The 24,828-nt window shown below is 62.1% G+C and carries 19 protein-coding genes and 1 pseudogene; 10 read left to right on the forward strand and 10 right to left on the reverse strand.

Annotated features, from left to right (window positions below; translation table 11 throughout):
- Positions 1–64 precede the first annotated feature (64 nt).
- Together aguA and HNQ60_RS12455 are read left to right on the forward strand one after the other, a co-directional pair.
- Entirely contained in the window at positions 65–1,168 is a 1,104-nt protein-coding gene (gene aguA, locus HNQ60_RS12450) for an agmatine deiminase (RefSeq protein WP_184332229.1), read from the forward strand.
- Positions 1,165–2,637 carry a polyphosphate:AMP phosphotransferase gene (locus HNQ60_RS12455; protein ID WP_184332231.1) on the forward strand — a complete coding sequence of 491 codons (1,473 nt, stop codon included), beginning with the start codon at positions 1,165–1,167 and terminating at the stop codon, positions 2,635–2,637. Before aguA ends, HNQ60_RS12455 begins: the two co-directional genes overlap by 4 nt.
- Here HNQ60_RS12455 and HNQ60_RS12460 read toward each other — a convergent pair.
- Genes HNQ60_RS12460 through HNQ60_RS12490 form a run of 7 tightly spaced genes read right to left on the reverse strand, consistent with a single transcriptional unit; the run spans position 2,634 to position 9,846 of the window.
- A complete protein-coding gene (locus HNQ60_RS12460) occupies positions 2,634–3,659 on the reverse strand; it encodes a DUF3187 family protein (protein WP_322096865.1) in 1,026 nt (341 codons plus the stop codon). The genes HNQ60_RS12455 and HNQ60_RS12460 overlap by 4 nt on opposite strands.
- On the reverse strand, positions 3,650–4,828 hold the full coding sequence (locus HNQ60_RS12465) for a DUF3570 domain-containing protein (protein WP_184332235.1): 1,179 nt from the start codon (positions 4,826–4,828) through the stop codon (positions 3,650–3,652). Before HNQ60_RS12465 ends, HNQ60_RS12460 begins: the two co-directional genes overlap by 10 nt.
- Positions 4,828–5,082, reverse strand: a complete 255-nt coding sequence (locus HNQ60_RS12470) for a DUF4266 domain-containing protein (RefSeq protein ID WP_184332237.1) — start codon at positions 5,080–5,082, stop codon at positions 4,828–4,830. The genes HNQ60_RS12465 and HNQ60_RS12470 overlap by 1 nt, the downstream gene beginning before the upstream one ends.
- 5 nt (positions 5,083–5,087) lie before the next feature.
- Entirely contained in the window at positions 5,088–5,588 is a 501-nt protein-coding gene (locus tag HNQ60_RS12475) for a TlpA family protein disulfide reductase (protein WP_184332239.1), read from the reverse strand.
- Between the two features lie 45 nt (positions 5,589–5,633).
- The gene (locus HNQ60_RS12480; protein WP_184332241.1) at positions 5,634–6,332 is read right to left on the reverse strand and encodes an outer membrane beta-barrel domain-containing protein; all 699 of its coding nucleotides are present in this window, start codon (positions 6,330–6,332) and stop codon (positions 5,634–5,636) included.
- On the reverse strand, positions 6,299–7,042 hold the full coding sequence (locus tag HNQ60_RS12485; protein WP_184332243.1) for an outer membrane beta-barrel protein: 744 nt from the start codon (positions 7,040–7,042) through the stop codon (positions 6,299–6,301). Before HNQ60_RS12485 ends, HNQ60_RS12480 begins: the two co-directional genes overlap by 34 nt.
- On the reverse strand, positions 7,042–9,846 hold the full coding sequence (locus HNQ60_RS12490) for an HzsA-related protein (protein WP_184332245.1): 2,805 nt from the start codon (positions 9,844–9,846) through the stop codon (positions 7,042–7,044). Before HNQ60_RS12490 ends, HNQ60_RS12485 begins: the two co-directional genes overlap by 1 nt.
- Positions 9,847–10,303: 457 nt before the next feature.
- On the opposite strand from HNQ60_RS12490, the gene HNQ60_RS12495 reads away from it, so the two are divergent.
- From HNQ60_RS12495 to HNQ60_RS12515, 5 genes are all read left to right on the forward strand, one after another.
- On the forward strand, positions 10,304–11,515 hold the full coding sequence (locus HNQ60_RS12495) for a hypothetical protein (RefSeq protein WP_221304171.1): 1,212 nt from the start codon (positions 10,304–10,306) through the stop codon (positions 11,513–11,515).
- Positions 11,516–11,527: 12 nt separating this feature from the next.
- Complete coding sequence (locus HNQ60_RS12500; protein ID WP_184332247.1) at positions 11,528–14,002, forward strand: LamG domain-containing protein; 2,475 nt, start codon at positions 11,528–11,530, stop codon at positions 14,000–14,002.
- A 36-nt stretch (positions 14,003–14,038) separates the two neighbouring features.
- Entirely contained in the window at positions 14,039–15,664 is a 1,626-nt protein-coding gene (locus HNQ60_RS12505) for a general secretion pathway protein GspF (protein WP_184332249.1), read from the forward strand.
- Positions 15,665–15,846: 182 nt separating this feature from the next.
- Positions 15,847–16,383, forward strand: coding sequence for an ECF-type sigma factor (locus HNQ60_RS12510; protein ID WP_184332251.1), 537 nt, complete (start codon positions 15,847–15,849; stop codon positions 16,381–16,383).
- Between the two features lie 38 nt (positions 16,384–16,421).
- Positions 16,422–19,364 carry a tetratricopeptide repeat protein gene (locus tag HNQ60_RS12515; RefSeq protein WP_184332253.1) on the forward strand — a complete coding sequence of 981 codons (2,943 nt, stop codon included), beginning with the start codon at positions 16,422–16,424 and terminating at the stop codon, positions 19,362–19,364.
- Positions 19,365–19,467: 103 nt separating this feature from the next.
- Here the strand turns inward: HNQ60_RS12515 and HNQ60_RS12520 are convergent, their stop codons facing one another.
- Positions 19,468–19,776, reverse strand: coding sequence for an FCD domain-containing protein (locus HNQ60_RS12520; RefSeq protein ID WP_184332255.1), 309 nt, complete (start codon positions 19,774–19,776; stop codon positions 19,468–19,470).
- Positions 19,777–19,858: 82 nt separating this feature from the next.
- Here HNQ60_RS12520 and HNQ60_RS12525 point away from each other — a divergent pair, with 82 nt between their 5' ends.
- The 3 genes and pseudogenes from HNQ60_RS12525 to HNQ60_RS12530 form a co-directional block, all read left to right on the forward strand.
- A complete protein-coding gene (locus tag HNQ60_RS12525; protein ID WP_184332257.1) occupies positions 19,859–21,247 on the forward strand; it encodes an HNH endonuclease signature motif containing protein in 1,389 nt (462 codons plus the stop codon).
- Positions 21,241–21,366: a hypothetical protein gene (locus HNQ60_RS27885; protein ID WP_281382738.1), complete on the forward strand. Its 126-nt coding sequence runs from the start codon at positions 21,241–21,243 to the stop codon at positions 21,364–21,366. The genes HNQ60_RS12525 and HNQ60_RS27885 overlap by 7 nt, the downstream gene beginning before the upstream one ends.
- Positions 21,367–21,434: 68 nt before the next feature.
- Positions 21,435–22,400: pseudogene (locus HNQ60_RS12530) on the forward strand (transposase); the annotation flags it as partial.
- Between the two features lie 112 nt (positions 22,401–22,512).
- On the opposite strand, the gene HNQ60_RS12535 reads toward HNQ60_RS12530, so the two are convergent.
- Together HNQ60_RS12535 and HNQ60_RS12540 are read right to left on the reverse strand one after the other, a co-directional pair.
- Complete coding sequence (locus HNQ60_RS12535; RefSeq protein ID WP_184332258.1) at positions 22,513–23,247, reverse strand: FadR/GntR family transcriptional regulator; 735 nt, start codon at positions 23,245–23,247, stop codon at positions 22,513–22,515.
- Positions 23,247–24,809, reverse strand: a complete 1,563-nt coding sequence (locus HNQ60_RS12540) for a sodium/sugar symporter (RefSeq protein ID WP_184332260.1) — start codon at positions 24,807–24,809, stop codon at positions 23,247–23,249. The genes HNQ60_RS12535 and HNQ60_RS12540 overlap by 1 nt, the downstream gene beginning before the upstream one ends.
- Positions 24,810–24,828 lie beyond the last annotated feature (19 nt).

The following is a 24,828-nucleotide window of genomic DNA, read 5'->3' on the forward strand; positions in this document are numbered from 1 at the left end:
AGTGTCCCTTACAATAACAGTTTCTCGCTGGTCATGCGGCGCGAAGGGCGTCTACCATTGCGCGATGCCAACATTGAACACGACGCCCGCCGCCGACGGCTTCCGCATGCCCGGCGAATTCGAACCCCATTCCGGCTGCTGGATGATCTGGCCCGAGCGCCCCGACAACTGGCGTCTCGGCGCGAAACCTGCGCAGCAAGCGTTTGCCGCTGTCGCGACCGCGATCGCGGTGGGCGAGCCCGTCACTGTTGCTGTCTCGCGTGCACAGTTCGTGAATGCGCGAACGATGCTTCCCGATGCGATTCGCGTCGTAGAGATGTCGACCAACGATGCCTGGGTGCGTGATACGGGGCCGACTTTTGTGGTCAACCGGCGCGGTGTCGTGCGGGGTGTCGACTGGGTCTTCAACGCCTGGGGTGGAATGAACGGCGGCTTGTTCTTTCCGTGGGACCAGGACGACCTCGTCGCCCGCAAGGTGCTCGAGATCGAAGGCTGCGATCGCTATCGCGCCCCGCTGATCCTCGAAGGCGGCGCGATCCACGTCGACGGCGAAGGCACGCTCATCACCACTGAAGAGTGCCTGCTGAATCCGAATCGCAACCCGCATCTCGACAAGGGCCAGATCGAAATCCTGCTGCACGAATATCTCGGGATCAGCAGCGTGATCTGGCTGACCAAGGGCGTCTTCGATGACGAGACCAACGGTCACGTCGACAATCTCTGCTGTTTCGCGCGGCCGGGCGAAGTGATCCTGACGTGGACCGACAACAAGCGCGATCCGCAGTACCGCATCTCGCAGGATGCTTTCGAGCGCCTGAGCGAAGCGCGCGATGCGAAGGGACGCAAGCTCAAGATCCACAAGCTGCAGCAGCCGGGGCCGCTGTATCGCACGCAGAAGGAGGCGGATGAGATCGATGCCATCGATGGCACCACGCATCGCAAGGTGCACGAACGCCTGGCAGGCTCCTACGTGAACTTCTATCTGGGCAACTCGGTCGTCGTCATGCCGTTGCTCGATGCGAAGCGCGATGCACAGGCTGCGCGACAATTGCAGAAGATTTTTCCGGAACGTCGGTTGATCGGAGTGCAGTCGCGAGAGATCCTGCTCGGCGGCGGCAATATTCACTGCATCACGCAACAAGTACCCGCAGGAAAGAAGAAGCGATGAGCACCCCCATGCTCGGCCGCAAGCCCATGACCAAGGAGCAGTACGAGCGTGTGCTGCCGCCGCTGCGCAATGCATTGCTCGCGGCCCAGAAGCGGATGCAGGACGAGAAATCGTTCGCGCTTGCGGTCGTCGTCACCGGCAGACCGACAGCAGGTCGCAGCGAAACGGTCAACGAATTCCTCGAATGGCTCGATCCGAAGCACATCCGCGTTCACGCGCTCGACAAGTTGCGCAAGGTGAGCCGGACCTGGCCGGTCATGTGGCGCTACTGGAATACGCTGCCGGCCCGGGGGCAGATCGCGTTCTATTTCATGGGCTGGTATGAGGACTACACTTCGCCTGCTCTGACCCAGCCGAAGAAATCACAGCGGCACTCCGAGCGAACGCTCGAACGCATCCGCCAGTTCGAGGCCCTGCTGACGCGCAACGGCGTTCGTGTGCTCAAGATGCATCTGACGATCGATGCGAAGCTCGAACGCGAGCGGATTCGCGAGCTGAGAAAGAGCAAGCTGACACGCTGGCGCGTAACGGGGGAGGAGCGTTGGCTCGCTCGACACCACGACCGCGCCACGAAAGTGACCCAGCAGGGGATCGAGGCGACCAGCCGGCCGGGCCTCGAATGGAATCTCATCGACGGCACCGACCCGCAAAGTCGCTCTTTCGCCGCAGGCACCGCACTGCTGGACGCGCTGGAAAAGGGAATCCGCAAATCGGCGGCGAACAAGGCCCCCAAGCCCAAGCCGGTCAGCTCCAAACGCAGGCCATTCCCGACCTCGCCGCCTGAGGGTCGGGTCGAGGACGATTTCTATGACGAAGAACTCGAACGGCTTCGTGGCCGATTCGCGTTGCTCGCACGACGCGGTAAGTTCGCGCGGCACGGCGCCGTGCTGGCTTTCGAAGGCATGGATGCGGCGGGCAAGGGCGGTGCGATCCGACGGCTGACGAGTGCACTCGATGCTCGCCAGTACAACGTCATACCAGTATCGGCACCGACACCCGAGGAGCTGTCTTATCCGTACCTATGGCGCTTCTGGCGTCACATTCCCCAGCGCGGCGAAATCTCGATCTTCGATCGCACCTGGTACGGCCGCGTGCTGGTGGAGCGTGTGCGTGGTTTCGCCGCCGCGGAAGACTGGCAGCGTGCGTACGGCGAGATCAACGAATTCGAGCAGGAGCTCACCGAGCACGGCCTCATCGTTCATAAGTTCTGGCTGAGCGTCAGCAAGGAAGAGCAGCTCAGGCGCTTCGAGGAGCGCGACAAGGACGAGCTCAAGAGCTACAAGGTGGATCCGCAGGATTGGGTCAATCGCAAGCTCTACGATCAGTATCAGCTCGCCGCGCATGAAATGATTGCGCGCACGGATACTGAGCATGCACCGTGGACCGTGGTCGAGGCGGATGACAAGAAGTATGCGAGGCTGAAAGTGCTGCGGACGGCGTGTGAGCAGATCGAGCAGAGGCTGGGCTAGCGCCCCGCCCGCCTGCTCATTCCCAGTACAAACACCACATCCGGCGACCCTTCCACCACGATGTCTTCGCTCACACCGAAGTCGAGCTGCCATCCGGACTGATACTTCCACGCGCCGCCGACAGTGAGAAGTACGGTGTCGCCAAGGTAGTCGAGCGTCGTGTCTTCGAACGCGGCGGAATGCGCATCGAACTGCACCTTCAGTTCGAGCCCGCGCCACACGTTCACGCCGAGGCCGGCGAGGCCGCTGATCACGAAGTCGCGCTGCTGCGCTGGGAGCAGATCGCCTTCGCCAAGCGCAGTGATCGAGAACTGGCCATAGGCTGACCAGACGTCACCGAATCGGCGTTCGCCCGCGAGCGTCAACGCGATGTCCGTTGCACCGCTGCCGGTCAGGTCGTCGCTGTCGCCTGTCGGCAGCTTGAGGCTCAGCCACGCAGCGACCGTGGCATCCGGCGTTGATATCCATCGGTAGCCCACATCGAGCGAGACGTCAGCAAGGCCTTCACGCGAGTCCGTGTAGTCGAACACGAGCGTCTCGTCGCGCTCGTAAGCGAGGCGGAACTGATCGCGAGGCATGTTGGGGCGCTCGCCTTCGGGCAGGCCGAAGAAGTCGTGCCAGCTGTCGATGAAGCTGTCGAGGTTGCCTGCGCCGGTGTAGCGATAGGGAAGCTGAAGCTGCACCGCCCAGCGATCGCTCACCGCGCGGCCGATCGTGACCCGCAGCTCGCGCGTCTCGGCATCGACGTACAGCGCTTCGTCGCTGGCCTCCTGGACGAAGGCAGAGTTACCCCAGTTGAATGCGCCGTCGATCCGCCACCGGCCGTCTGTTTCCCAGCCGGAAGCCATCGGCATGGGTATGCCGAAGCCGGCGAGCAACGGATTCTGATCGCGTGTGGGGAAGGGCGAGGCGAAGGCGGTGCCGCTCAGGAGTAGCAGGGCGGTTCCGCAAAGAGAAGATCGCTGGCGCGATGACGTCCGGCTAAAGCCGGACCCACAACCGGAAGAAGAGGTCAGAACCACACCGACACGAACGCCTGGATCACGTTCGCGCCGAACGAATAGAACGGTTCGGTGCCGGCGACCAGCGAGGTATCGCGGGCGTCGCGATAGTCTTCGTAGTCGAACTCCATGCGGTCGTAGTAGAGGTTCAGCGTGCCTTTCTTGATGAACTTCCAGCCGCCGCGGGCGAACTCGTAAGTCGCGCCGACGTGCAGGGTCTGGCTCGCGAACGTCGACAGTTCTTTGTCGCGACCCATGAAGTTCTGGTAGTCGACGCGGGGGAACAGGTCGGAGTAGAAGTCCGCGTTGCCCTGGTTGTAGTAGCGCAAGCTCGCTTCGAATGTCCAGCCCGTGCTCTTCCACGGATGGATGTAGCCGACCTCGTACGTGTTCGCGTCGATGCCCCACGTATCCGTGAAGAACCGGTAGCCGCCGAATACGGCTGCGCGCCACGGCAGGAAATAGCGTCCGTTGAGCGACGCCGCATTGCTCGTGCGCGTGCGGGGATAGATTTCCGTCGCGAGCCGGTAGTTCGTATCGTCTTCCGGATCGACGTAACGGAACGAGCGATACGGATTGTTGAGGTAACCCTCGTCCGTGATCACTTCGAGTCCGAGCGCCGCGATCGAATTGCGGGTGATGATCTGCGACACGCCGACGCGATAGCTCCAGCGATCGATGCCCTCGCGGAACGAAGGATCGACGATGCGAACGTCGGGATTGTCCGGATCCTCGATGGTGCGCTGGACGGTGTCGTCGCCCTTCGAGAATCCCATGCTGATCGTCGTCAGATCACCGAAGAGATCCTGGCTGATGTTGAAGCTCGCGGTGTTGGCTTCGTAATCGTTCTCTTCGCTGTTCGAGTAGTTGATGCTGTAGGTCGTCTTGCCGCGCAGGTAGTCGAAACCGAGCGTGTACTGATCGCGCTCTTCCTTGTATTCGCTGGCGCCGCTGACCTCGACGTCGATCGAGGCGCTCGTCACCATGTCCATGTAGTAGTTGGCGCTGACCGAATACTTCTCGGCCATCGTCTTGCGCACGAGCAGCGACGGCCCGTGAATCGTCACACCACCGCCTTCGTAGCGGTGATAGAGGAGGTCGGCGCGGTCTTCGGGTAGGACGCCGGCGAGGGAAGGTGCGGCGATCAGTGCAAGAAGCAGAAGGCCGAGGGCTCGGATCGCTGTGAACATCAGTTACATCCGCATCCGCCGCCACCGCCACCCAGCGCACCGCGCGCGCCCTCGCGGGCTTCGAACACGTGATCCATATACGAGGTGGAAATGGGATTGAGATCGAACGCCATCACCGGATCGGCGAGGTTCTGGCGCTCATACGGCTTCACCCACGGTTCGATGTTGCCGCAAGCGGAAAGGGCGAGCAGACACACAGCTGCGGCGATGAGCCGGATCGGTCGATTGCCGCAAGGCAGTTGTCTGTCGCCCATCGTCCTCACTCCTTCAGCAGAGCGCGAATCTGATTCAGATATTCCGCTTCGTCGCCGGGCTTGTAGCCGCGGTGCAGGTAACGCACGTTGCCCTTGCGATCGATGAACACGGTGCTCGGCATCGCGTTCACGTCATAGAGCTTGCTGACCTTGTTCTCCTTGTCGAACAGCACCGGGAACGTCACCGGCGTCTGGGCCAGCCACTTTTCCGCATCCTTGGTGTTCTCTTCGACGTTCACGCCGAGGAGCGTGAAGCCGAGCGAGCTGTAACGCTTGTGCATCTGATCGAGCAGCGGCATTTCCTGACGGCAGGGGCCGCACCAGCTCGCCCAGAAGTTGAGCATCACGACCTGACCTTTCAGCTTGTCGAGTGCCACGACGTCGCCAGTTCGCGACGGCAGGGCAAACGAAGGCGCGAGCGCCGAGCTTGCGCCGACGAGCGACGACACGGCGAGTGTCGCCGTAAGCGCTGTCGCGCGAATCCACGTGTTCAACTTGGAGCGCATGGTATCCGTAACCTCAAATGACACTGTCCCAGCGCTCATCCTCTCTCAGAAGAAGATCGACAAACCGAGATGCGCTTCCAGATTATTGACGATCTTTTTCTTGCCCAGCAGGTCGGTGTCGTAGACATGGTCCCGCACATCGAAATGCACGGCGATCCAGTCGGACGGCAGGATTCTGTAGCCGAAACCGCCGCTGACCGTAAATGCGTCATCACCTGCAAAGCGCGTGCTCCCGATGCCTGCGACCAGATAGAAGGCCGAGTTGTAAGCCCGATTCTTGCCGATGAAGACTTCGCCGGGCAAAGCGTTCCATCCTGCCGACAGTGCGTAGTAGGTGTAGTCGCGTTCGCTGTCCGTGAGGATCTCGGCTGCACCCGACAAAGTCTCGTAACTCGTGCGTCCCGCGCGTGACTGGCCGGCAGTGGCTTCCAGGAAGAAGTCCTCGGTCAGGTGATACGCGAAGCGGGCGCCGTACACCGCGTGACTCTCGAAGTCTTCGATGCTGAGAATGCCGCCGTAGAGACCGACTTCGAAGTCCTCGGTGTCGATCTGCGCACGCCGGATTTCGCGACGCTCGATCTGGGGATCGATGATCGGTTGTTCCGACGACGGACCGGTCTGCGCCTGCGGCGCAGCGACAGCTTCGGGCGCGGCATCGCCGCCGCGGCCGAACCACGCGCAGCCGGGCAGAACGCTCGCGAGCGCCAGCGTCAGAAAAAGAAGGCGAAGCCGATGTACTTCCATTCGTCCACTTCCTCGTTATCGTCGCGGCTCGTGAAGATGATGTCCTTGCGGTATTCCGAGCGCAGCATGAAACGGCGCGTGAGATAGAACTGCACGCCGCCGCCGACATAACCGATCTGGTCAGTGCGGTCCTCCGCCTGAACCAGCGTCGATTTGGGTTCAACATGAAGCACGCCCGTCCCGAGCGTGAAGTAAGGAGACACACGCCACTCGGGCACGAACACGTGCATCAGGCCGAGCGTGGCGCTGTAGCCGTTCGAGAATTCGCCGAGGATGTGGTTGACCGTGAGCTCGATCGAGAGGTTGTCGCTGAATGCGTAACCGCCGAAAGCCGAGATCAGGCTGGCGCCGCTGTAGTCGCCCGCCATGACGCCGCCCTGCCAGCGGCGACTCATATAGTTCTCCCGCGCCGGCTCCTGCAGATCGAGCGGTTCACCGGTGGGTTCGAGCGTCGCGATCATCTGCTCGCGCATGACCCAACCCTCGACGCCGCGTGATGTCCGGACCATGAACCAGTCCGTGCGACGCTTGACGATCTCCACTTCCTGGCCGCGCTCGGCGACGTGGAAAATGGGATAGCCGCGACCCGGACCCGTGTGCAGCTCGATGAACGGGTCGGCGATCAGGATCTTCGGGAGTGCCTCGTCTGCCTGCGCGACTGCTGCAAGAAACAGGACCGGAAGAATGAGCAGGCGCAACAGGCGGGGCATCAATCCTCCGGAGCGGCAAACGGATCGTTGTAGTACTGAGCGCCGATGTCGAGCCATTCGGACAGCAAGCGTAACTCACTTGGTGACATAAAGTCTTGATGGGTCGGCGTCCCCAAGGCGCTGAAGAAGCGTGTGGACGCACGGGCGCCACCTGCACTCATCGACGGATTCACAGTCACCGGCTCGAGGATCGGCAGGTTGGTCACGGGATCGATCCCTGTCTGGACCAGCCGCTCGACCAGGGCACCGCCGACGAGCTCCAACTCCGTATCGTTGAACAGCAGTTCGCGATACGACTTGAAGTGATCGGCCTCGTCATCCGACGGACCGTCGCTCAGGTCGAGCTGGCCGGCCGGAACCATGGCTGCCGCGGCTGCGTCGGCCAGCGAGTGACAGCTGTTGCACTTGTGATTGATGACGACACCGGCGCCATCGACGTCGGGCACGCCGTCTTCATCGGCATCGACGAAGCGGTCGACGCCCCACAGCGGATGAATGTGCCGCTCGTAGTTGATCGTCGTGCGACAGAGGCTGTTCCAGTTGGTCGTGCACTGCAGCGCCGTCGGCAGCGTAGTCGCGAGGGGTTCGCCTTCGCATGTGTGACGCTGCGTCGGATCGGCAGGATTCGACGGCACGTTCGTGCTGGTGCTGTAGCACATGCTGATCTTGCCCGGCGTGGTCATCGGGTCGAAGGTCGGCTGCCAGTAATCGTCGAATGCGATGTCGACGCTCGGGAAGCAAGCCTGCGTCGGGCCGCACATCGCGCGGCTGCGAGCCGTGGCCATCGTTTCGCCCGCATCGAACGCAGCGAGTGCCGGGTTCGTGCCGGGGAACGTGGCGCCTGTCGACGCTGCACCCGGGTTCGCGCTGTTCGTGAGGCCTTTGCGCCCGTGAACGGTCGGCGTCGCTGGAGGCGTGGCGGCCGGGTTGTGGCAGCCATTGCACTCGAGCGTTTCGCCCGGCATGACCTGCATCCAGTTCGAGTGACGCGCACCGAGCGCTCCACCCAGGCGACGGCCGTTCGCATCGAGCACGCTGACAGCGAACGCGACGTTGGCCGGGACTTTCACTTTGACCGAACCATCCGGCTCGATCGGCGCATAACCGAGGATCTCGCGCATGCCGAAGCGGCGACCGCTGGCGCCGAACGCGGTGTTAGGAACGTCGCGCGTGTCTTCATCCGGCTGCGATACGACCTTTTCGAGCCGCAGGAAGCGGGCAGGGCGATTCGCATATGCCGCGTTGCCCGGATTGCTCACGGCCGCGAGGCCGCCAGGAACACCGGGGACAGCGATCGTGCCGTCCATGTCATACACGCTGCGGATGTGCAGGATGCCCACGCCTTCGGCGAGGAGATCAGCGGGATAGTCGACGCCAGCGGTGCGATTCAGGATCACGGGCGGCAGCGCACGGGCCGAGCCAGCGACCACTTCCGTATAGATGAATCCTTCCTGGGGCGCGACGATCGGCTTCTGCGTGTTGTCGCGCACGTCATAGATGTAGATGCCGTAGAGCGGCGGCGCGTCTTCGATCAACGGGTCGTTGTTCTGGAAGCGCTCCAGGCGCGCTGACGTGCAAGGCACGATGCGGCCTTCTTCGAGCAGGCGGCACTGCGACCAGCTCACGAGCAGACGGTTCGTGCCGTCGAACAGCGGCGAAGCCGAGCGATAGCGACCGCCCGGCGACGGGCCCGGAATCGTGCGGACGTCGGTCGGCAGCGCGCGAGTCTGCGCAGGACCCGTCAGTCCGGCATTCGCAGGCGTCGAGCCGCGAGTGTTGTCGACGTAGTTCGCCGTATCGATGAGCACCAGGTCGCCGCCTTCCTGCGTGCCTTCGAACGGACGGACCAGCGAGAGCGTGCGGTTGTCCGCCATCGCGCGCGCCTGGAGGAACTGGATCACCGACGGCTGATTGGTCGTCGGATCGACCGTGCCGGTCGAGTGGCTGTGCGCGCCGTACAGGAGCTGGCGATCGCTGCCGTCAGGATTGACGGCGTACAGATCCATCTGGCTGCCGGCGAGCGCCTGTTCCCAATGCGTGTACAGGATGCGCCCGTCATTCATGACGGCCGGATCGAGATCGTGGCTCTGGTTGAACGTGATCTGGTTGATGTTCGCGCCGTCGGCGTCCATCACGTGCAGCGTGAACGCCGGCTGCTCTTCGCCCGCTTCGACCTGTGCGGCGAACTGCGGCTTGTTCTCGTCGAGCAGGATCGCGCGCGACTGACGCTGACGCGTCGAGGTGAACACGATACGACCGTCCGGCAGGTAGTGCGGCATGATGTCGTGGCCTTCTTCGGCCGTCGTGTCCGACGTGATGATGCGCCGCAGCTCTTTCAGCTTCGTGTCGTATTCCCAGATGTTCCAGGTCGGCTGGTCTTCCTCGTCCGCGTCCTCGATGAACTGCGCGCGCATCGAGAAGATGACCTTCGTGCCGTCGTAGTTGACGTCGACGTCGCGGATGTCGCCGAGGCCTTCGGTCTCAGCGGACGTCAGATTGATTTCGGGCGAAGAGGGCGACGCCTGATCGCGCATGTAGAGATCGGCGCCGATCTCGAAGCGGATCGGGAGGCGCGCGTCGTTCTCTTCGATATTGCCGTTTTCGTCAGGCTGCGGGACCGGACGCTTGACGTAGAACACCGGGAACTCGAGCGTCACCGGATCGCCGTTCTGGCCGTGGCCGATCGTGACGTCGTCGCCGCCGCTTCCACTGCTGCAAGCTGTCAGCACGGTCGCGACAACGGCAGCCAGCAGCGCGGCCGCGCCGCGCCGAAGTGAACCGCTTGCGTGCGATGCTTCAGTCATTGCCTCAAAACTCATTGGGCGTACCCCGCAATTCATCGAATCGTCCTTGGCCAGTAGGTTCTTTGGATTGCGGCGGTGGTGGTGAGAACAGCCGCAATCATCAACGCGACATATTCCGACGATCCGTTAACCGATTCACAGAAGGGATGCGGCATCGCCCGAATTGAAAAGCTTTCCGACACTGCAAGCATTCATTGCGTGACGTCGCTCACATTCGCACGTGTCATCGCAAAGGTTGAATGCGCCTCGAGCCGATTAACCAGGCGCGAGCGGATGCATTGTGGGTGGCGAGCCTACACGCGCGCGCGAAGCCCCCGGTACTGTCTCTGCCCCGCGACGTCTTGGCGTTGAGACAGTTACTTACGGTGTTTGACGGTGGATATAGTCCGCGCGCATGTCGGGGGACGGCCGACTTCTTGAGAGCAACGAGTCACTAATCAGGATCTGGCAAACGATCATGAACGCAACTCAGTGTGTGGATCGCAACGCGACGAAGCGCGGGCGTGCAACGCTCGCGAAAGCAGTCGCCTTCGCGCTCACTTTCGCATCGCTCATCGGTGTGCAGCACGAAGCTGCCGCGGGTGATCGCGAACAAGCGAAACGTATGTACGACCGCCTCACGGGCACACCGCCATCGCCGGCGCTGCTCGACACGCTCACGCAGCGCGTGACGAACGAGGGGCCCGTCGCAACGGCCATGTACATCATGGACAACACCCAGCCGCACTCGAGCCCGTTCTACAGCGTGACGCTGAAGAACTTCGCCACCCCGTGGACGAATCGCGATCAGACAGTGTTCGCAGCACTGAATGACTACACCGCGACTGTCATCGGCATGGTGCGCGACAACAAGGACTTCCGCGGCGTGCTCTCCGACGACATTCTTTATGTGGGCACCGGCACGTACTCGACGACCGACAACAACATGTACGCGAACATGGAGGCGAACAACGCTGACCTCCGTGTCGTGCTGCAGGAGCGCCAGCAGTCATCGCTGAACGGCCTGCCTACCACCGCGACCGCCGGCGTGATGACCTCACGCGCGGGCGCCGAAGCGTTTTTCATCGACGGCACGAACCGCGCGATGTTCCGCTTCACGATGATGAATCACCTCTGCCGTGACATGGAGCAGATCCATGACACGACACGTCCGCCGGATCGCATCCGCCAGGACGTGACGCGCAGCCCGGGCGGCGACAGCAGCGTCTTCCTCAACAACTGCGTCGGCTGCCACAACGTCATGGATTCGATGGCGCAGGCCTTCGCTTACTACGACTTCGATGAAAGCGTCAGCCGGCTCGTCTACACGCCGGGCCAGGTCCAGCCGAAGTACCTGATCAATTCAGACAACTTCAAGCCGGGCTACGTGACGCCGAACGACTCGTGGGAAAACCGCATGCGCCTGCCGGGTCAGAACACGCTGATCGGCTGGGCCGGGAGCCTCCCGGGTCGCGGCGAAGGCGCGAAGAGCATGGGCACGGAGCTCGCCTCCAGCGAAGCCTTCGCCCAGTGCCAGGTCGAGAAGGTCTTCCGCACGGTCTGCTTCCGCTCTCCGGTCGACGGGGCTGACCGCTCCAAGCGCGATCAGATCGTCGCCGCGTTCAAGGGCAATGGCTACAACATGAAGACAGTGTTCGCGGAAACCGCCGCGTACTGCGCCGGGAATTAAGGAGCGATGAGCATGAAGCGCGTTTTTAATACCGGCCTCGTCCGCTTCGCGGCGATCGCACTGCTCGGCGCATTTGCGCTCGGCGGTTGCAGCAGCGGCGCCGACACCGAACAGAACCCCGTGACCGACGGTCCGGGTTCGGGCCCCAACTACAACGGTCCGCCGCCGGCGACCGATGACATCCAGGCTTTCCGTATCGAGTTCTGGGAGAACATCCGCGGCACGAACCGCTGCGGCAACTGCCATACCGCGAACGGCCAGGCCCCGAGCTTCGCGCGCTCCGATGACGTCAACGCCGCCTACCAGGCAGCTCAGGCGATCGTCGATCGCACCACGCCGTCGCAGTCGCCTCTCGTATTGAAGGTGGCCGGCGGTCACAACTGCTGGCTCGCCGACGCGGGCTCGTGCGCCACGATTCTCACGCGCTGGATCACCGACTGGGTCGGCGCAACGGAAGGCGGCGGCAAGCAGATCGAGCTCGTTCCGCCGACGCCGAAGGATCCGGGCAGCAGCCGCCGGTTCCCGGCCAACGCCGCGGACGCCGGCTTCGGCCCGCTCCATGCGGTCCTGGTTCAGCACTGCGGCAACTGCCACACGTCTGAATCCGCAACGAAGCAGCAGCCGTACTTCGCCTCGTCGAACATCGAAGAGGCGTACATCGCCGCGATGCCGAAGATCAACCTCGATCGTCCGGCGGACTCGCGCTTCGTGATCCGCCTCGGCCGCGAGTCGCACAACTGCTGGGCCAGCGGCGGCTCGTGCCAGGACAACGCGAACACCGTGCAGGCGCTCATCCAGCAGATGGCGAATGCTGTGCAGCCCGCGCCGATCGATCCGAACCTCATCCTGAGCAAGGCGCTCACGTTGTACGAAGGCACGATCGCTGCCGGCGGCAACCGCTATGACAACAACGTCATCGCGATGTACGAGTTCAAGACCGGCTCGGGCAGCACCGTGTTCGACACCAGCGGTGTCGATCCCGCGGCCGACCTGACGCTCGCCGGTACCCGCGGCACCGACTTCGACTGGGTCGGCGGCTGGGGTGTCGTCTTCAAGTCGCCGATGGCGAAGGCCCAGGCCTCCACGACGACGAGCCGCAAGTTCCACCAGCTCATCAACGCGACGGGCGAGTACTCGATCGAAGCGTGGGTGATCCCGGGCAACGTGACCCAGGAAGATGCGCGCATCGTGACTTACTCGGGCAGCACGACGTCCCGTAACTTCACGATGGGCCAGACGCTCTATAACTACGACTTCTACGCCCGCAGCACGGCCACCGGTGCGAACGGCACCCCGCAGCTGTCGACGGACGACGCCGACGAGCGCCTGCAGGCAGCCCTGCAGCACGTCGTGCTGACGTTCGATCCGGTCGCGGGCCGCAAGATCTACGTGAACGGCGTGTTCACGGGCGACAACGACGGCGCCGGCGGCGGTACGCTCGGCGACTGGGACAACAGCTTCGCCTTCGCGCTCGGCAACGAAGTCAGCAACAACCGTCCGTGGGCCGGTGTGCTCCGCCTCGTCGCGGTTCACAACCGCGTCCTGACGCCTGCGCAGATCACGCAGAACTTCGAAGCCGGCGTCGGCGAGAAGTACTTCCTGCTCTTCGGCATCGAGCACATCACGAACATCCCGCGTTCGTACATCCTGTTTGAAGCCGCGCAGTACGACAGCTTCGGCTACCTCTTCACGAATCCGAAGTTCATCAGCCTCGACGCGAACGCCCGCCCGGGTGGCCTCGTGGTCAAGGGCATGCGCATCGGCGTGAATGCGGCTGAACCGCATGCGGGCCAGGCCTACCGCCTGCTCGACACCACTGTGCCCGATGCGGGCTACGATCCGGCCGCCGGCCACACGCTGTCCGCAGTCGGCACGATCATCGGTCTCGAACGCGGCCCGGCGCAGGACGAGTTCTACCTCTGCTTCGATCAGCTCGGCAGCCGACAGAACGTCTGCTCGAACTTTGCCGAAGCCGTCCCCCCGACGCTCGTGAACAGCGATCGTCCGTCGGACATCGGTGTGCGTACGTTCGACGGCATCAACGCCACGATGGCGGCGATGACCGGCGTCGATCCGAACACCGCCAGCGTGAAGGCAGCCTTCGACAGCGTCCGCCAGTCGCTGCCGGCAGTCGTCGACATCAACGCGTTCCTGTCCTCGCACCAGACGTCGATCGCGCAGCTCGCGATCACGTACTGCAGCGCGCTCGTCGACAACACTTCGGCCCGCAGCGCGTACTTCCCGGGCCTGAACTGGAGTGCCGACATCAGCGGCCAGCGTTCGCTGCTCATCAACCCGCTCGTGACCCGAGTGGTGGGCAACGCGGCAACGCAGCCGAACGCCGATACGGCGACGGAGCTGGATGCCCTGGTCACGAAGCTCTGCACGAGTGGCTCGTGCGGCAGCAACGCATCGACGCGTACACCCACCGTCGCCAAGGCAGTCTGCGGCGCCGCCGTCGGCAACGCCGCGATGCTGGTCCGCTAACCGAATCGAATGGAATGAAAGGTCGTTGAGGCAGCTATGTTCATCATCAAGTCTCAAAAGAAGCGCGCGCTGAAGCTGGATGAGCCGCTCAAGCACGGATCGCACAAGCGTCCCGTGACCCGGCGCGACTTCCTGGCGCAGGGATTCTTCACCGGTTCGGCAACTCTGCTCGCGCCGACGATGCTCGGCTCGGTGCTGAGCCAGCGTGCCCAGGCGGCACTCTCGCCGGACATGCAGAACGTCGCGACGCAGATCTGCCAGATCACGGCAGGCCGCGGCAAGATCCCCTTCATCTGCTTCGACCTCGCGGGCGGCGCCAACATCGTCGGCTCCAACGTGCTGGTCGGCAAGGAAGGAGGTCAGATGGACTTCCTGTCCACGCAGGGTTACGTGAAGCAGGGTCTCGCACCGACCATGCTGCCGAACAATGCGACGACCAACTTCGTCAACACCGAACTCGGCCTCGCTTTCCATTCGGACAGCGCGTTCCTGCGCGGCATTCTCGAGAAGACCTCGCCGGCCACTCGCGCCAACATCAACGGCGCCGTGATCGCAGCCCGTTCCGAGAACGACACCGGCAACAACCCGCACAACCCGATGTACGGCCTGGCGAAGGCCGGCCCGGGCAGCCTGGGCGTGAAGGGCGAACTGCTCACGCTGATCGGCTCGCAGAACTCGGAGTCGGGCGGCAACTCGATGGCCCCGGCCATGCTGATGGATCCGTCACTGCGTCCGACCAAGATCGACCGCACGAGCGACGTCACGGGCCTCGTCGACACCGGCGAACTCGCGAACCTCCTGAGCCCCGCCGACACGGTGGCGGTGATGGAATCGATGGCTCGCGTCAGCCAGTCGAAGCTCCAGCTCGTGAACACGCAGGTGACCGAAGACACCGAGATCAAGACCCGCGTGCGCTGCGGCTACGTGAAAACAGCCGACACGATCGACAAGTTCTCGAGCCCCGCCGCACTCAACCCCGCCGCCGACCCGGAAATCACCGGCGCGAACGGCGTGTTCGGCACCAGCTTCGCCAACGGCCGCTTCACCGACGGTGAGTTCGAAAAGACCGCCGCCGTCATGAAACTCGTCGTCGAAGGCTACGCCGGCGCCGGCACCATCTCGATGGGCGGCTTCGACTACCACACCGGCGAACGCGCCACCGGCGAAAACCGCGACCTCCGCGCCGGCCGCGCCATGGGCGCCGCCCTGGAATTCGCCGCCCGCCGCGGCAAGCCGCTGATGCTCTACGTGTTCAGCGACGGGTCGCTGTCATCGAACGGCCGGCTGGATATGTCGGCGGATGGGCGTGGCAAGGGTGAGTGGACGGGGGATAACCAGCAGGTGGCTGCGGCGTTCTTCCTGGTTTATAGCCCGGTGGGGAGGCCGACGTTGTTGAATGAGGCAGGCATCCCGCCGACACGTCGTCAGCAGCTAGGCTACTTCAACGCTAACGGGGATGTCGTCACTGCCAGCTCCCCTGCAGCCAACAACGTAAATCTTCTCGTGCAGACTGTGCTCCTCAATTACATGGCATTGCACGGTGAGAGAACGAGCTTCGCTAGCGCATTCCCGGGTCAGAGCTTGGGTGGTGCAGCTGACGCGATGATCGCGATGAATCCAATCGTGCAGGCGAATGGAAACGGAGGCTACACCCCCATTTAGCCGCTGAGTACTTGAGCCAAGCGTATCGAAAGGCCCGGTTCATCCGGGCCTTTCTTTTTTCGCGCTACATCGCGTGCGTTGACCATAATCCGTCTGCTGTTTGCGTGTCTGTCCGGAGCCGATAGACTTCGGCCGACCCGCGTTACAAACGTTCCTTTCGGGGACGTCAGGGAGAAGCAGAAATGTCGGACAAGGAGAGTACCGATCTTTTTTCGTTGGCCTACGGCGAACTGCGCAGGATTGCAGCAGCTCAGATTGCACGGATGCCCCCAGCAGGTTCAACGCTTCAACCGACCGCATTGGTGCATGAGGCATGGATACGTTTTGCCAACCAGGCATCTGACTGGGAGAGTCGCGCCCACCTTCTCTCAGCAGCAGCTGAAGCGATGCGTCATATCCTGATAGATCGAGCGCGCAAGCGACACTCCGCGCGTCATGGCGGCGGCCAGCAAAGAATCAGCGTCGATGAGATGGACATTCCGGTGAATCTGGACAATGACGATGCGGTTCTCGCGATCAACGACGCCATTGCCGATCTAGGAGTCGAGTACCCCGATGCGGCATTGCTTGCGAAGCTTCGGTGTTTTGGTGGCTTTGAAGTCAACGAGGCGGCCCAAGCGCTAGGCATCCCGAGGGCGACAGCCTTTAGACGATGGCGTTTCGCGCGCGCTTGGCTTCACGGGTATCTACGGAAGAGCACAGAAACTCCGCAAGAATAAAGAATAAGAGCCCTTCGCGAACCTCCAGGGAGTTGGAAGTGCAGAAGTCATCGGTTGTCATCGAGCAGGTTCTCGACGCGGCACAGATGCTGCCGCCGGCGGAACGTGACTCCTATCTAGGTCGTGTTTGCGCGGGAGATCGCGAGCTATCGACTACGGTCCGAAGACTGCTGAACTCCGTCGACGAGGTTGACCTGTTTCTAAGGGAAACATCGGAGTCGGCCCAGTTCCAGCAGTTCGTCGATGAGATCCCCGGCTTCAAAGTCGTTCGCCTCTTGGGAGAAGGAGGCGGCGGTTCTGTGCTGCTCGCTCAACAGTTGGTCCCCATCAAGAGGGACGTTGCGATCAAGGTCGTGAAGTTGGGCATGGATACGAAGGCGGTGGTGCGGCGCTTTGAAGCGGAACAACAGGCGCTGGGTCTGATGGATCACCCAAACATCGCCAGAGTTTTTGGTGCCGGTGCGACGGGAGATGGGCGACCGTACTTCGTCATGGAGTTAGTTAGAGGCATTCGCATTACGGATTACTGCAATCAATGTCGGCTGTCAGTGCCAGAGAGGCTGGCAGTGTTCTCGCAGGTCTGTCACGCGATCCAGCATGCACATCACAAGGGAATCATTCATCGCGACATCAAGCCTTCCAACGTGCTGGTGACTTTGCATGACGGTATGGCAGTGGCGAAAGTCATCGACTTCGGAATCGCAAAGGCGGTTCACGGCCGATTGCTGGAGGAGACTCTCCACACAAACGCGGAGCACGTTGTCGGGACGCCGGCATATATGAGCCCGGAGCAGCTAATTGCCGGAATTAGCCAGGTCGACACGCGCGCAGACGTCTACAGTTTGGGAGTCTTGCTGCACGAACTCCTTGTGGGATGCACTCCTCTTGATGAGGAGAGATTGGAATGCGCCGGCTCTGAGGTGATGCGACAGAGATTGCTTACTGAGGAGCCACTGACTCCATCGAAGCGCATCTTGGCCATGAGCTACGACGAGTCAGAGCGTGTTTGTCAGTGGAGGCAGACGGATGTCGCCCGGATCGTGCGCAGTCTGCGTGGCGATCTCGATTGGATCGTGATGCGCTGTCTCGAGAAGGAGCGCGCACGGCGCTATCAGTCGGCGAGCGAGTTGGTCCAAGACATTGACCGGTTCATTCTCAAGTCGCCCGTACTCGCTCGCCCGCCGAGTATGGGCTACGTGGTTTCAAAGTTTGTTCGTCGCCATAAGCTCGCTGTCGCGGCATCTTCATTCAGCATGTGTGCAGTGTTCGCAGGTGCGGCCTTGGCTTCTTATCACGCAATTCGTGCGGTTGAGGCACAGGGAGTTGCGCAGCAAGTTGTGGGCTTCCTACGGGATGATCTTCTCTCGCCGGCTTCGCCAGAGTTTGAGCCGGACAGAGACATCAAGATGAGAACTGTACTGGACCGCGCAGCCGCAAAGGTGGACACGCGATTCGTCGATCAACCGCTTGTGGAAGCGTTAGTTCGCAAGACACTCGGGCAGGCCTACGAAGCCTTGGGCGATGCAGGGCAGGCTGCTAGGCATTTGGAGCGATCGGTTGCACTCCGTGAGCAACTGTTTGGCCCTGACGATGCTTCATTGCTTGAGACGAAGAGTTTGTTGCTGGATGTGCTCGGCCAGCAGTCGAAGTATACAAGCGCTGCTGCACTGGGCTTGAGCGTGCTTGAAGCGCAGCGGCGAATCGTCGGACCAGACCATCCCGATGCGCTCCAGACTATGGTGCGACTGGGTCGGATCTACCGTCTAACTGCAAGATATGCAGAGGCCGAGGTTCTGCATCGAGAGGCGTATGCGTCGTACCGTCGCAGACTAGGAGAGGATAACCAGCAAACGATGGAAGCTCTACACGCCCTTGCGGCGACGCAGCTTTATCGGGGTAACTACAAAGAGGCCCAACCGTTGTTGGAGCGCGTCGTAGCATTCTCAGTTAGTTCGCTGGGTCGTCAGCATCCAGACACGATGAGTGCTCAAAGCAATTTGGCGGTTTCATACTCATATCAGGGAAAGCTTCCTCAGGCAGAAGCGATTCAACGAGAGCTGCTTGAAATACACGAGCGAGTTCTCGGAGTGGACCATCCGGAGACCCTCGTGACCCTGGAGAACTTAGCCAATACTTACGCAGAGCAAGGGAATCCGGAGGCCGCTTCATTGTTGCAACTCCGTGTGTTGGCCGCGTCGAGGAAAGTCAGGGGTGCAGAGCATCCATACACGCTGCTCACAATGGGTAGCCTGGCTGCCTCATACGAGGACATGGGACGTTTCAACGAAGCAGTGGCGCTTCGGAGCGAGGCAATATCCGTTGAGAGACGCACGCTCGGTGCTCGGCATCCGAGCACGCTGCTTTCGATGAACAACCTCGCATTCGACTATCGGATACTGGGGCGCCTACCTGAAGCCGAATCGCTACTCTTGCAAGCGACGCAGACTAGTCCCGAGGTTCTGGGGCCAGAGCACCCGGACACACTCGGCTTCCGACGAAGTCTCGCGGCCGTATACCAAGCTCAAGGCAGATTGTCAGAAGCGGCGGCGATTCTCTCAGACGTTGGTCCAACGACAAAACGAGTTCTGGGCATCAACCATCGCGATACGCTCGATTCCGCGCGAGAGCTTGCCGGCGTTTTGCTTTTGCAGCGAAAACCGAGCGAAGCAGAAGCGTTGCTCAGTGCTTCTATTCGAGAAACCCCTCTGACGGGATGGCGACTGGCTCTTGCTCGGAGTTACCTAGGTGAAGCCCTGCTGGATTTGAATCGTTTCGCAACTGCCGAGGAGCATTTATTGGCGGGGTATGCGGGTCTACTTGATTCCTCAAAGTTGATGCCGGCCCATCGGCGGCAGGAGATCGGCATGGCGGCTGCCCGTGTCGCGAGTCTATACAGACGCTGGAACAAGCCCGAAGCGGCTGCGCGATGGGAGCGGGCGATGAAAGACCACCCGATCGTCGCTTCTTCTTCGCAACCGTGAGACTCCCGACTCCCAAACTTCGTATCTAGTATCGGGAGCGCGAAAAGTCGGCACTCGCTGGCTGGGCCCGCGTTCCCAAGGCCAGTGCATGGCGAGAGATCGCTCATGAAATGGCTCCCAAGGATGGGTTTGGGGAGGGAGTTCCATGGACGGAACGGGGATCGGCCCGGCGCAAGTCGGGCCGTTCTTTCGCTCTGACGATGGGCCTACTCCGCCGCCGCCAGGTCATCTGGATCGAGGTACGGAATGCCACGTCGACGATGCCTTCGAGCCACTTGCGGAACCGATTGCCCGCCGCAGCGGCGATCGCGACGTAGAAGGCGATGTCGGCTTCGAGACCGCAGTCTTTGTCCGGAGCCAAGGCTTCCATGCACTCGATCGCGTTCCTGACAGCCGCGACTTCGAGAAACACTGCAACCACCCCCATTTCTCTCCGCACCCAGATCCAGCACGCACGTATACTGTTTATATCAACAGTATCGGGACAACCGCTCATGGACGCCGCCGTTTCCCTTGTTCCCACCGAACGCCCGCTCACCGACCTCGCCGCCGAAATCACCGAACTCACCGGCCACCTGAACGCCGCGAATCATCGCTGGCTCATGCTCATCGCCGAGTTCGATCGCCGCGAAGGATGGTCGGACTGGGCGACGCAGTCGTGTGCGCATTGGTTGAACTGGAAGTGCGGCGTCGATCTCGGCGCGGCGCGCGAGAAGGTTCGTGTGGCGCATGCGTTGCAGGAGTTGCCGAAGATTTCGGAGGCCATGCAGAAAGGTCAGCTCAGTTACTCGAAGGTCCGCGCGCTCACTCGCGTCGCAGACCGGAACACAGAGGAATACCTGCTGCAGATCGCCATGCACGGCACGGCAGGTCATGTCGAGAAACTGGTGCGGCATTTCCGTCGCGCCACCGAGGCGGAGGAACTGTCGCGTGAGGTTGCGCAACAGGTCAACCGATCCTGCACCTATCAGTGGGATGACGATGGCTCGCTGGTCTTGAAGGCACGTCTGCCGGCTGAGGCGGGTGCTCTGGTGCTGAAAGCGCTGGAAGCCGCGCTCGGCGAAATCCCGATCGAAGCAGATGATCCTGCTGCTGAGCCCGTGGACGTTTCCGCAGAAACGGAACGCTGCGCAGTCACGCCGGCTTTCAGGCTCTCACCGAGTGTTCGCCGTGCCGATGCGCTTGCGTTGGTTGCGGAAAGCTTCATCGCCAACGGACCGGCGGCCCTGACCGGCGGCGACAAGCATCAGATCGTCGTGCACGTTTCTGCGGAAACGTTGCGCGACAGGCAAGCTGGCCGATGTGAGATCGAAGACGGGGCCGGCGTTTCCGCTGAAACGTGTCGTCGCCTGGCCTGCGATTGCAGCCTCGTGCACATCCTTGAAGACGAGCGCGGATCCGTGCTCGATGTCGGCAGGAAGACACGATCCATTCCGCCCGCCTTGCGGCGCGCCCTGAATGCACGCGATCAGGGCTGCCGGTTCCCCGGCTGCTGCAACGGTAAGTATCTGGATGGCCATCACATCGAACATTGGGCCAACGGCGGCGCGACGAAGCTGAGCAACCTGGTCAGTCTCTGTCACTTCCATCACCGGCAGGTCCACGAAGGCGGCGTGCTTGTGCAGATTCTCGACGACGGTGCCCTGCGATTTTTCAAACCCGATGGCGAGTCGCTCGACAGCGTCGCGCCGGGTTACTCGCAGCCGTTAGGGGATTGGAGACAGCTGCCGGCTCATAACGAGCGCAGCCACATTCGTATCAACGCGAGTACTGCGGTGACGAAGTGGCAGGGCGAGTCGATGGACTATGGGCTGGGCGTGCAGGTGTTGATGGAGAGGGGGAGGCGGGAGCGGTTGAGGGATGGGCGAGGCGAAGCTTGCTGAACCGCGTCGGCAGCGGTGATACAGCGAATTACATGAAGCCCGTTCGCCTGTCCGACGTCCTCGAACTTCCCGTCGCCGGGCGACTGAAGCTCGTCGAGGCGTCAAAGAACGGATTCTGAAGACGACGTCCCCCCACTTTTCAGTAGCACGGTGATTTAGAGTCCGACCCCATGTGAGGAGGTTGGACGTGAAGAAGAAGCGATACACCGAGGAGCAGATCATCGGCTTTCTGCGCGAGGCCGATGCCGGCGTGCCGGTGAAGGATCTGTGCCGCAAGCACGGATTTTCGGAAGCCAGCTACTACCTGTGGCGCAGCAAGTTCGGCGGGATGGATGTGTCGGACGCGAAGCGGCTGAAGGCGCTGGAGGCGGAGAACGCGAAGCTGAAGAAGCTGCTGGCCGAGGCGATGCTGGAGAACGAGGTGCGCGTGAAGCGCTCCGAAAAAAGTGGTGAGCGCACCGGCCCGACGGGAGCTGGTGCGCTGGATGACACCGTGAACCACAAGCGGGTGGATCGGCTCTACGCGCTGGAGAAGCTGCAGATCAAGCGCCGGCGACGCAAGAAGGTGCCGGTGGCCGATCGCCAGCCGCTGATCCGACCCGAGGCGGCCAACGAAGTGTGGTCGATGGATTTCGTGTTCGATCGCGTCGCGGGTGGACGTGCCATCAAGAACCTGGTGATCGTGGACGATGCGACGCACGAAGCGGTGGCGATTGTGCCGGCCCACAGCATCAGCGGTCAGCAGGTCGTGCGCATTCTCGAACGGATCGGTGCCGATCGTGGTCTGCCGAGGATCATCCGCACAGACAATGGCAAGGAGTTCTGTGGCAAGGCGATGCTGACCTGGGCGCACGAGCGAGGCATCGCGCTACGACTCATCGAACCAGGCAAGCCGAATCAGAACGCGTATGTCGAATCGTTCAATGGCCGATTCCGCGACGAGTGCCTCAACGAACACTGGTTCACTTCTCTCGCGCACGCTCAGGTTGTGATCGAGACCTGGCGACGTGAGTACAACGAGGAACGACCGAAGAAGGCGCTCGGCGGGCTGACGCCGGCTGCCTACGCGAAGCAATTGGCAACGAAGACGGTTACAGTAACGCCGGACTCTAATTCAACCGCTACTGAAGGCGGGGGGACGTCGAAGAGGAGCTGATTTGCATCTCATCCTCCGCAAGGATGCGGAAGCCGATATCGCCGCTGCCTACGACTGGTACGAAGAGCGGCAGGAAGGCTCGGAAGGCAGTTCAGCCTTATTCTTCTCTCTAGCGTGCCTTAGCAGCTACCGCCGTCTTCTCCGCCTGCTCCGCCGCCACCAGATCAATCACTTCCTGAATCAGCTCCTGCATCCGCTTCCCGGCAAGCGATGCGTTCCCCTGTTCAATGGCTTCGAACACCGCGCGATGCGCGTCGACGTCGGCCTGTGGGACGCCCTTGGCACGGTTGGTCATCTGGATCGAGGTACGCAAGGCGGCATCGACGATGCCCTCGAGGCGCCTGTAGAAGCGGTTGCCGGTCGCATCGAGGATCGCGACGTGAAAGGCGATGTCGGCTTCGAGTGAATCCTCTTCACCGCGGGTCGAGGCTTCCATGCGCTCGATCGCGTGCCTGATGGGGGCGACGGTTTCCGGCGTGGCGCGCATTGCGGCGAGTCGTGAGGCTGTCGGTTCGATGGCGAGGCGGACTTCGCTGAACTGGGCCAGGAGCTCGAGCGAGAACTTGCGTTCGAGCAGCCAGCGCAGCACGTCGGGATCGAGGAGGTTCCACTGCGCTTCGGGCAGGATCGAGGTGCCGTGGCGCGGGCGGGAGGAGATCAGGCCCTTCGCCGTGAGCATCTTCACCGCTTCGCGCACGATGCTGCGGCTCGAGCCGAACTGCTTGCACAGTTCGGCTTCGATGGGGAAGGGATTGCGGGTGCTGTACTTGCCCGTGACGATGGCGACGCCAAGGCTGTTCACGATGCCCGTCGTGACATTGTGGCCCTGGCGGGTTTTCGTCATTACCAGAATCTCCAGTACAGGAAGGTCAGGATCACGATCACGAGGACGGCCGCGATATTGAAGCCTGTTGTCGTGGAGTAGTCGATGCCCTTCAGCTCGACGCGCAGCTCGGCCGTGCGGCGCGGGGAGGCGAGCGAGATGACGATGGCGAGGGCGAAGCAGATCAGGAACACGTAGCCGACGCGGTTCATGAACGGCATCAGCGGCATCGCGAGTTTGAAGACCAGCGACAGCACGGCCGAGGCGACGGCCGCGACGAGTGCGGCAGCGGCGGTGGTGCGTTCCCAGAACATGCCGAGCAGGAAGATCACGCAGATGCCTGGCGTGAAGAAGCCGGTGAACTCCTGGATGTACTGGAAGGCCTGGTCGAAGCTGCCGAGCAGCGGCCTCGCGCTCAGGATCGCGACGATGAGGCCGACGCTGGCGGCGATGCGGCCGATCTTGACCAGGTCGCGCTCGGAGGTCTGCGGCTTCATGGAGCGATACAGGTCCATCGTGAAGATCGTGGCGATCGAGTTGATCTTCGAACCGAGCGAGGCGATGACGGCGGCGACGAGTGCCGCGAACACGAGGCCGAGGATGCCGGTGGGCAGCAGGGCCATCAGGTGCGGATACGCTTCATCGGGACGGGCGAGATCCGGCGCGAGCACGAGGGCCGCGATGCCGGGGAGCACGATGATCACCGGCATGAGCAGCTTCAGGAACGCGGCAAGCACGATGCCCTTCTGCGCTTCCTGCACGCTCTTCGCCGCGAGTGCGCGCTGGATGATGTACTGGTTGAAGCCCCAGTAAGAGACGTTCATGACCCACAGGCCGCCGAGCAGCACCGACAGGCCTGGCAGGTCTTTGTAGTTCGGGTTGTCCTGCGACAGGATCATGTCGAACTTCTCGGGGAAGGTCGTGAACAGCGTGTTGAAGCCGGCCACGACACCCTGGCCTTCGGAGATGCGGTCGAGCGCGATGTAGCTGATCAGCAATCCACCCAGCACCAGCAGCGACACCTGGATCACGTCGGTGAGTGCGACGGCCTTCAATCCGCCGTACAGCGCGTATGCGCCGGCGAAGATGCCGATGGCGATGAGGGCGGTCTGAACGTCGATGCCCGTCACTGTGTGCACGGCCGTTGCGCCGAGCCAGAGGATCGAGGTGAGGTTCACGAAGACGTAGACGCCGAGCCAGAACACCGCCATCACGTTGCGTACGGCCGGGCTGTAACGTTTCTCGAGGAACTCGGGCATCGTGTAGATGCCGTTCTTCAGGAAGATCGGGAGGAAGTACTTGCCGACGATGATCAGCGTGAGCGCCGCCATCCATTCATAGGAAGCGATGCCGAGGCCGATGACGTAGCCGGAGCCCGACATGCCGATGATCTGTTCGGCGGAGATGTTTGCGGCGATCAGCGAGGTGCCGATGGCCCACCAGGGCAGCGAGCGGCTGGCGAGGAAGTAATCCTGCGCGTTCTTCTCGTGCGAGCCTTTCTCGCGCGAGACCCACTGGGCCAGGATGAAAATGCCCACCGCGTAAATGGCCACGATGGCGATGTCTAGCGTCGTCAGCGTCACGAACGTCCCCTCAAGTTAT

Source organism: Povalibacter uvarum (assembly GCF_014202975.1).
In the GTDB taxonomy this organism is placed as follows: Bacteria; Pseudomonadota; Gammaproteobacteria; order Steroidobacterales; family Steroidobacteraceae; genus Steroidobacter; species Steroidobacter uvarum.

Excerpts from the sequence above, each read along its gene's own strand:
- aguA (WP_184332229.1), top strand. The coding sequence starts at position 65 with ATGCCAACATTGAACACGACGCCCGCCGCCGACGGCTTCCGCATGCCC.
- HNQ60_RS12455 (WP_184332231.1), top strand. The coding sequence starts at position 1,165 with ATGAGCACCCCCATGCTCGGCCGCAAGCCCATGACCAAGGAGCAGTAC.
- HNQ60_RS12465 (WP_184332235.1), bottom strand. The coding sequence starts at position 4,828 with ATGTTCACAGCGATCCGAGCCCTCGGCCTTCTGCTTCTTGCACTGATC.
- HNQ60_RS12470 (WP_184332237.1), bottom strand. The coding sequence starts at position 5,082 with ATGGGCGACAGACAACTGCCTTGCGGCAATCGACCGATCCGGCTCATC.
- HNQ60_RS12475 (WP_184332239.1), bottom strand. The coding sequence starts at position 5,588 with ATGCGCTCCAAGTTGAACACGTGGATTCGCGCGACAGCGCTTACGGCG.
- HNQ60_RS12480 (WP_184332241.1), bottom strand. The coding sequence starts at position 6,332 with ATGGAAGTACATCGGCTTCGCCTTCTTTTTCTGACGCTGGCGCTCGCG.
- HNQ60_RS12485 (WP_184332243.1), bottom strand. The coding sequence starts at position 7,042 with ATGCCCCGCCTGTTGCGCCTGCTCATTCTTCCGGTCCTGTTTCTTGCA.
- HNQ60_RS12490 (WP_184332245.1), bottom strand. The coding sequence starts at position 9,846 with ATGACTGAAGCATCGCACGCAAGCGGTTCACTTCGGCGCGGCGCGGCC.
- HNQ60_RS12495 (WP_221304171.1), top strand. The coding sequence starts at position 10,304 with ATGAACGCAACTCAGTGTGTGGATCGCAACGCGACGAAGCGCGGGCGT.
- HNQ60_RS12500 (WP_184332247.1), top strand. The coding sequence starts at position 11,528 with ATGAAGCGCGTTTTTAATACCGGCCTCGTCCGCTTCGCGGCGATCGCA.
- HNQ60_RS12505 (WP_184332249.1), top strand. The coding sequence starts at position 14,039 with ATGTTCATCATCAAGTCTCAAAAGAAGCGCGCGCTGAAGCTGGATGAG.
- HNQ60_RS12510 (WP_184332251.1), top strand. The coding sequence starts at position 15,847 with ATGTCGGACAAGGAGAGTACCGATCTTTTTTCGTTGGCCTACGGCGAA.
- HNQ60_RS12525 (WP_184332257.1), top strand. The coding sequence starts at position 19,859 with ATGGACGCCGCCGTTTCCCTTGTTCCCACCGAACGCCCGCTCACCGAC.
- HNQ60_RS12535 (WP_184332258.1), bottom strand. The coding sequence starts at position 23,247 with ATGACGAAAACCCGCCAGGGCCACAATGTCACGACGGGCATCGTGAAC.